6 protein-coding genes are annotated in these 7,298 nt (G+C 60.9%); 3 read left to right on the top strand and 3 right to left on the bottom strand.

Translation table 11 applies throughout. From position 1 onward, the window contains the following. Positions 1 to 204: 204 nt before the first annotated feature. The 3 genes from ACP7BN_RS08855 to ACP7BN_RS08845 form a co-directional block, all read right to left on the bottom strand. A complete protein-coding gene (locus ACP7BN_RS08855; protein WP_426203284.1) occupies positions 205 to 1,218 on the bottom strand; it encodes a GNAT family N-acetyltransferase in 1,014 nt (337 codons plus the stop codon). Between the two features lie 87 nt (positions 1,219 to 1,305). Continuing rightward, positions 1,306 to 2,103 (bottom strand): substrate-binding periplasmic protein, encoded by a 798-nt coding sequence (locus ACP7BN_RS08850; protein WP_426203282.1) that lies wholly within the window; start codon positions 2,101 to 2,103, stop codon positions 1,306 to 1,308. Positions 2,104 to 2,194: 91 nt separating this feature from the next. Then, positions 2,195 to 2,818, bottom strand: coding sequence for a TetR/AcrR family transcriptional regulator (locus ACP7BN_RS08845; RefSeq protein ID WP_426203279.1), 624 nt, complete (start codon positions 2,816 to 2,818; stop codon positions 2,195 to 2,197). A 187-nt stretch (positions 2,819 to 3,005) separates the two neighbouring features. Here ACP7BN_RS08845 and ACP7BN_RS08840 point away from each other — a divergent pair, with 187 nt between their 5' ends. The 3 genes from ACP7BN_RS08840 to atuC are packed head-to-tail and all read left to right on the top strand — an operon-like array spanning position 3,006 to position 7,298. Next, positions 3,006 to 4,796 carry an acyclic terpene utilization AtuA family protein gene (locus ACP7BN_RS08840; protein ID WP_426203277.1) on the top strand — a complete coding sequence of 597 codons (1,791 nt, stop codon included), beginning with the start codon at positions 3,006 to 3,008 and terminating at the stop codon, positions 4,794 to 4,796. A gap of 12 nt (positions 4,797 to 4,808) precedes the next feature. Beyond that, positions 4,809 to 5,678: an SDR family oxidoreductase gene (locus ACP7BN_RS08835; protein ID WP_426203274.1), complete on the top strand. Its 870-nt coding sequence runs from the start codon at positions 4,809 to 4,811 to the stop codon at positions 5,676 to 5,678. A gap of 3 nt (positions 5,679 to 5,681) precedes the next feature. Then, complete coding sequence (gene atuC / locus ACP7BN_RS08830) at positions 5,682 to 7,298, top strand: geranyl-CoA carboxylase subunit beta (protein ID WP_426203271.1); 1,617 nt, start codon at positions 5,682 to 5,684, stop codon at positions 7,296 to 7,298.

The raw sequence follows: 7,298 nt of genomic DNA, 5'->3' as shown, positions 1-7,298 counted from the left end.
GGCCCTGGTGATCCTGGCCCGCAAGCTTGCCCGAGTGGTATTTGCACTGTTGAAGGGGGAGGACGAATACCAACCGAAAGTCGGTTGAGGGCTTCCCCTCAACCATAGAATCTCCCACATAGTTCCGTGTACGCATAACCAATGTGGAAGCCAGCCTGCTGGCGATGGCGGCCCCAAGATCCCAGAGATCTTGAGGCCTGATCATCAACCCAACGTGCACCGATCAAAAAAACGTTCACGCCCGAGCATCATCAGCGCCGCGCGTTTGTGCGGGAAGTCGAATTCTTTTTCGCAGTGGAAACACTGGTTGTGCATGTGGCCGATCATCTTCGCGTTATCGGCACGCGGCTCTGCGACCACACGTTGCGTGCGCGGATCGTCCAGAAACAGATAATGCACCAGCGCCGACAGCCAGCTCGCAACCTTGTGCGGGCCACGATGGCTCTCCTCCCCCACCAGCATGTGGATGCCACGGTCGTAATTGTCGGCATCGTAGAACGGCGCGATGCGATCTTCCTTGGCCCAATAGGCTTCGAAATAGGCAAACGGCTGATCGTCGAAACAGCCGATCAACGTCAGTGTGTGCGGGTCAGCCTCGAGCTTGCTCAGATACTCGCGATGCTTTTCGATGCTGCCTTCTTCCTGCCAGAAACTGGCGACGCGCGGGCTGTTCTGCCAGCGGTTGAAGCGCGGCAGATCTTCTTCGATCTCTACCGTGCGCAAGGAAATCCACGCACCAAGACGCGAATCGAAACGCCGATAAACCTCACCGCGCGGTTTGACCGGGCGCAATGGATGGCGTTTGCCATTGCTGATGACCATCTGCTGCGGATAACTGCCAGTCAACGAAGTGCCGAGCCATGGCTGGGGCAATTGCCAGAACAGCGTGCGCTCGCAACGGTATTCGCCAGCCACCTCCGTGCTCACCAGCAAGCCGCTGAGCAAGGCTTCGGTCGGCGGCTGATCGAGCTGCCAGACCAATTGCTGACGCGCCGGATCGCGGCTGAACAACCAATAACACGCCGCCCACAGCGCCTGGCCTGGCGGCAGTGCATAGCGTTCGTCAATCTGGATCGGCCCTTGCGCCTCACGATCAAGGCGCAGGCGGATCAACGGTTGCCCGTCCAGGCTCAGGCTCAGACGGCTCTCGGTGGCATCGGCTTGCAGTTGACTGCCCGAAGGCAGGGCCAGGACAGTCAGGTCATTCAGATTGGACATGGGTCGGGCTCACGATAATCGTCGACAGTTCAACGATGTGACGTGATCCGCAGGGCAAAATTTAGGGTGCCCGGGTAAATCCGTCGTTCAATTGCCGGGCACCGGCACCACGGCAATCTTGTACGGATCAAAAATCTTCAACATCTGGCCGTTGTCGCGCAGGCGTTTGAGCATCGCGCCAAACGCCTCGCCGGTGATCGGCGCGGCCGGACGCAGAATCGCGTAGTGGTGATAGATCTGATCGATGCGCTGCGACACCAGCAATTCGTCGCGCACCTTTTCGTTACGCAGCAGGTAATCGAACAGATATGAACGTGTCACCAGCGCAATGTCGGCGCGACCGCGCAGCACCATCAGCAGGTTGCTGTCGTGAGAATAGGTCAGCGTCGCGCTGTAGGTTTCGGCGAGATATTTGGGGTCGGCCTTGAAGTTGGCGAACTCATAGTGATAACCGCTGTAAAGCGCCAGGCGTTTGCCCTTGAGGTCGGCGAAGTAGGCTTGCTGCCGACCAGGCTGGTTCTGCGCGACAAAGATTTCCGCGTCTTCCAGGCCCATATCGACGGTGGTGTGGGGAATGTCTTTCCAGCCCCATTCGGGATTTTCGAAGATCGCCATGTCGGTACGACCATCCTTGAAGTCACCGAAGCGGCGCGGAATAGAGGTTGGCACCAGCTCGAAACGATAGTCGCTCTGCAGGTCGTTCAACGCGGCGACCAGCTCCGGCAACAGACCGGTGTCGGCGCCGTTTTCCGGGCGAATGGTGTACGGCGGAAAATGCGCAGCGCCCACCCGGACAACTTGCGCCGCTGGAGCGGGCTGTACCCATATTGCAGCCAGCGCTGCGAGCATCAGCCCCGCGGCTGTCCGAATTGGCGAAGACTTCAAAACACCCCACTCCCCGAAAAAATACCGATCAATCTACTCAAGCTAGGCGGTTTCGCCCAGTTAGCCAGTTTCGCCGCACGATAGAAAGCGTCTAACGCTCCTCGAGTACCAGAATCAACGCCTCATCGGCCAGCTGATCGAGGCTCAAACTGCCGCCCGCGCGGAACCAAGTGGTGGTCCACGACAACGCCCCGGTTAGAAAGCGTCGGGTTACGAACACATCGCCACGGATGAACCCGGCGGCCTTGGCCTCGCCGAGCACTTGCAGCCACAGGTCCTCATAAATGTCGCGCAACGCCAGCACCTGGGCCTGCCCTTCTTCGGACAGCGAACGCCATTCGTAGACCAGCACGGCCATGGCTTCGCCGCTGCCCCCCATGATCGACTGCAATTCACAGCGGATCAGCGCCAGCACCCGTTCGCGCACGCTGCCGGCGTCGGCGAGTGCCGCACGCATCAGTGCAGTGTTGTAGCGGATGGTTTCTTCCATCACCGCACGGAGGATTTCGTCCTTGCTTTTGAAGTGATGAAAAATGCTTCCCGACTGAATGCCCACGGCACCGGCCAGATCGCGCACGGTGGTGCGTTCATAGCCTTTGTTGCGGAACAGGTGGGCCGCGACTTGCAGCAATTTGCCGCGCGCGCTGTCCGGGTCGGTCAACTGGCCAGCGTCCACCAGTTCGCGCATTACCCGCAGGGCTTTTTGCTCGTCCACCCGTTCTCTCCTACAGTCGATCAGTCGGCTGCCGCCTCGAAACCACAGGCTGGCGCGGGCAATTTAAGCCGCCGGCCGCGACCAAGCAAGCGCTTGGGCAGAAGATAATTTCAGCTGTTTACAAACCAAGCGCTTGCTTGGTAGCCTCGTCGCACTTCTGTCGCAGGTTTCTGAGTCGGAGACAACAATGCCAACAACAATCCGCATCGGTTGTGCCAGCGCGTTCTGGGGCGACACCTCGACCGCCGCCGCGCAGTTGGTGGAAGGTGGGCAACTGGACTATCTGGTGTTCGACTACCTGGCCGAGATCACCATGTCGATCATGGCCGGCGCACGCCTGAAAGATCCGCAAGCCGGTTTCGCCAGCGACTTCATCGAAGTCCTCGCCCCGCTGCTGCCGCAACTTACGGAACAAAAAATCCGCGTGATCAGCAATGCCGGCGGGATCAACCCGCAAGCCTGCGCCGCCGCGTTGCAAGCGGCGTGCGACAAGGCCGGCGTCGCGCTGAAAATCGCCGTGCTGCTCGGTGATGACCTGCAACCGCAGTTCAACCAGCTGCAAGCCCAAGGCATCACCGAAATGTTCAGCGGCGCACCGCTGCCGCCGATGTGCATCTCGACCAACGCCTATCTCGGCGCGCCGGGCATCGTTGAAGCGCTGCGCCTGGGCGCCGACATCGTGATCACCGGGCGCGTGGTCGACAGCGCGGTGGTGAGCGCGGCACTGGTGCATGAGTTCGGCTGGTCGTGGCAGGACTACGACAAACTCGCGCAAGCAGCGCTGGCCGGGCACATCATTGAATGTGGCGCGCAGTGCACTGGCGGCAACTTCACCGATTGGCGTGAGGTGCCGGACTACGAGCACATCGGCTTTCCAATCGTCGAGGTCAGCAACGACGGCCAGTTCATCGTCAGCAAACCCGAAGGCTCCGGCGGACTGGTCACGCCGCTGACCGTTGGCGAACAGATGCTCTATGAAATCGGCGATCCGCAGGCCTATCTGCTGCCCGACGTGGTCTGCGATTTCAGTCAGGTCAAACTGCAGCAGCAAGGCAAAAATGCGGTGCAGGTGCACGGTGCCAAAGGCCTGCCACCCAGCGACAAATACAAGGTCAGTGCGACGTATCTCGACGGCTTCCGCTGCACCGCCAGTTGCCTGATCGCCGGCATTGATGCGGTGGACAAGGCGCGCCGCGTCAGTCAGGCGATCATCGACAAGACCGCAGAGATGTTCAGCCAGCGCGGCTGGGCGCCCTACAGCGAAACCCATGTCGAATTGCTCGGCAGCGAAGCCACTTACGGCCCCCACGGCCAGCGTCGCGACAGCCGTGAAGTGGTGATCAAACTGGCGGTGCGCCATCCGAATAAACAGGCGCTGGTGCTGTTCTCGCGGGAAATCGCCCAGGCCGCGACTGGTATGGCGCCGGGGCTGACCGGGATCGTCGGCGGACGGCCGACGGTGTATCCCCTGATACGCCTGTTCTCATTCCTGATCGACAAAAGTGCCTGCACGCTGCAAATCGACGTTGCCGGGGAGCGTCATCCCGGCACCCTGCCCGTCCTCACCGCGCTGGACAGCGCAGAGCTGCCGATCTCCCACGAACCGCCCAAACCCGAGGGACGCGCCGACGCCAGTGTGGCGCTGGTGAAACTGGCCGTGGCGCGCTCCGGCGACAAGGGCAACCACAGCAACATTGGCGTGATGCCGCGCCGTCCGGAATACCTGCCGTGGATCGCCGAAGCGCTGAGGCCGGAGGTGATTGTCGAGTGGATGAGCCATGTGCTCGATCCGATTCATGGCCGTGTCGAACGCTGGTATCTGCCGGGGACGAACAGTCTGAACTTCCTGCTGGAAAACGCTCTCGGCGGCGGTGGCGTGGCGAGTCTGCGCATCGATCCGCAGGGCAAGGCATTCGCCCAGCAACTGCTGGAAATCCAGATCCCGGTGCCGCAGAGCATCGCCGAACAGCTCGACTAGAGGATTTTCGTCATGGCTTACGAGTCGATTTTCCGGGCTGATCTGTTCAGCGGACAGACCATTATTGTCACCGGTGGCGGCAGCGGCATCGGCCGCTGTACCGCACATGAACTCGCGGCCCTCGGCGCCACGGTGATTTTGGTCGGACGCAAAGCGGAAAAGCTGCAATGCGTCGCCGCGGAAATTGCCGAGGACGGCGGCCTCGCGCACTGGAAGGCCTGCGATATCCGCGATGAAGAAGCGGTCAAGGCACTGGTCAGCGAACTGATTCGCGAACACGGACCGATCCACGGACTGGTCAACAATGCCGGCGGCCAGTACCCGTCGCCACTGGCCTCGATCAATCAGAAAGGCTTCGAAACCGTGCTGCGCACCAATCTGGTCGGCGGTTTTCTGATGGCGCGCGAAGTGTTCAACCAGTCGATGAGCAAACACGGTGGCAACATCGTCAACATGCTCGCCGACATGTGGGGCGGCATGCCCGGCATGGGCCACTCCGGTGCGGCGCGTTCGGGCATGGACAACTTCACCAAGACTGCCGCGTTCGAATGGGGTTACGCCGGGGTGCGAGTCAACGCCGTGGCGCCGGGCTGGATCGCTTCCAGCGGCATGGACACCTATGAAGGCGCGTTCAAAGCAGTGATCCCGACCTTGCGTGAACACGTGCCGTTGAAACGCATCGGCACCGAATCGGAAGTCAGTGCAGCGATTGTGTTTCTGCTCAGTCCGGCAGCGGCGTTCGTCAGTGGCAGCACGCTGCGCATCGATGGCGCGGCGAGTCTGGGCGGTCGCGCCTGGCCGTTGCACCAAGCCACGCACAGCGAATCGTTCAACGGTTTTCACCGCGCGTATTTGCCAGATGTGCTCAAGGACAAGGAATAAGTCATGGCGCAGATCCAGTCCGAACTCGACCCGCACAGCGAAAGCTTTGCTCGCAATCGCGCGGCGATGCTCGCGGCTATCGAGCATGTGCAGCAACTCGAACAGAACCTGTTGAACAAAGCCGCCGAGGCTAAACCGAAATTCGACAAGCGCGGCCAATTGCTGCCGCGTGAGCGCCTGAATTTGTTGCTCGACCCCGGTTCGCCGTTCCTCGAACTGGCCAGCCTCGCCGGCTACAAATTGCACGACGACAAGGACGGCAGCTCGGCTGGAGGCGGTCTGATCGCCGGCATCGGTTATGTGTCCGGCGTGCGCGCGTTGGTGGTGGCGAACAACAGCGCAATCAAGGGCGGGACCATTTCGCCTTCTGGCCTGAAAAAATCCCTGCGCCTGCAACAGATCGCGCAAGACAACAAATTGCCGGTGATCACCCTCGCCGAAAGCGGCGGCGCCAACCTGAATTACGCGGCGGAGATTTTCGTCGAAGGCGCGCGCAGTTTCGCCAACCAGGCGCGGATGTCGGCCATGGGTTTGCCGCAGATTACGGTTGTGCACGGCTCGGCCACGGCAGGTGGAGCGTATCAGCCGGGGCTGTCGGATTACGTGGTGGTGGTGCGCGGCAAGGCCAAGCTGTTTCTCGCCGGCCCGCCATTGCTCAAAGCGGCGACCGGCGAGGTCGCGACTGACGAAGAACTGGGCGGCGCCGAGATGCATGCGCAAGTTGCCGGCACCGCCGAATACCTCGCCGAAAACGATGCCGATGGCGTGCGTCAGGTGCGCGAGATCGTCAGCCTGCTGAACTGGAACGAGCAACTGCCGTGGCTACCCGAGCCGCAATACAAAGAGCCGCTGTACCCCATCGAAGAACTGCTCGGCCTGATCCCGGACGATGCGAAAAAGCCCTACGACGTGCGCGAGATCATTGCGCGCATTGCTGATGAATCGCGCTTCCTTGAGTTCAAGGGCGAGTTCGATCAGCAGACCATTTGCGGCCACCTGAAAATCCACGGCCGTGCTTGCGGCTTCATCGGCAACAACGGCCCGATCACGCCCAACGGTGCGAGCAAGGCTGCGCAATTCATTCAGCTCTGCGACCAGAGCCAGACGCCGCTGCTGTTTTTTCATAACACCACCGGTTTCATGGTCGGCACCGAGTCAGAACAAAACGGCGTGATTAAACACGGCTCGAAACTTATTCAAGCAGTGGCCAATGCGCGGGTGCCGAAACTGACGATTGTGGTCGGCGGTTCCTATGGCGCCGGCAACTATGCGATGTGCGGGCGCGGTCTCGATCCGCGTTTCATCTTCGCCTGGCCCAACAGCCGCACGGCAGTAATGGGCGGCGCCCAGGCGGGCAAGGTGCTGCGCATCGTTACCGAAGCCAAACAGCTCAAGGACGGTCTGGTGCCTGATCCGAAAATGCTCGACATGCTCGAACAGGTCACCGCACAGAAACTCGACAGCCAGTCCACCGCGCTCTACGGCAGCGCCAACCTGTGGGATGACGGCCTGATCGATCCACGCGATACGCGCACCCTGCTCGGTTACCTGCTGGACATCTGTCACGAAGCCGACGTGCGCAATCTTTCGCCCAACAGCTTCGGCGTCAGTCGCTTCTAA

Source organism: Pseudomonas sp. TWP3-1 (genome assembly GCF_049896625.1).
Lineage (GTDB): Bacteria > Pseudomonadota > Gammaproteobacteria > Pseudomonadales > Pseudomonadaceae > Aquipseudomonas.
Note: the sequence above shows the minus strand (reverse complement) of the source record. Positions and strands in the feature narration are given on the sequence as shown.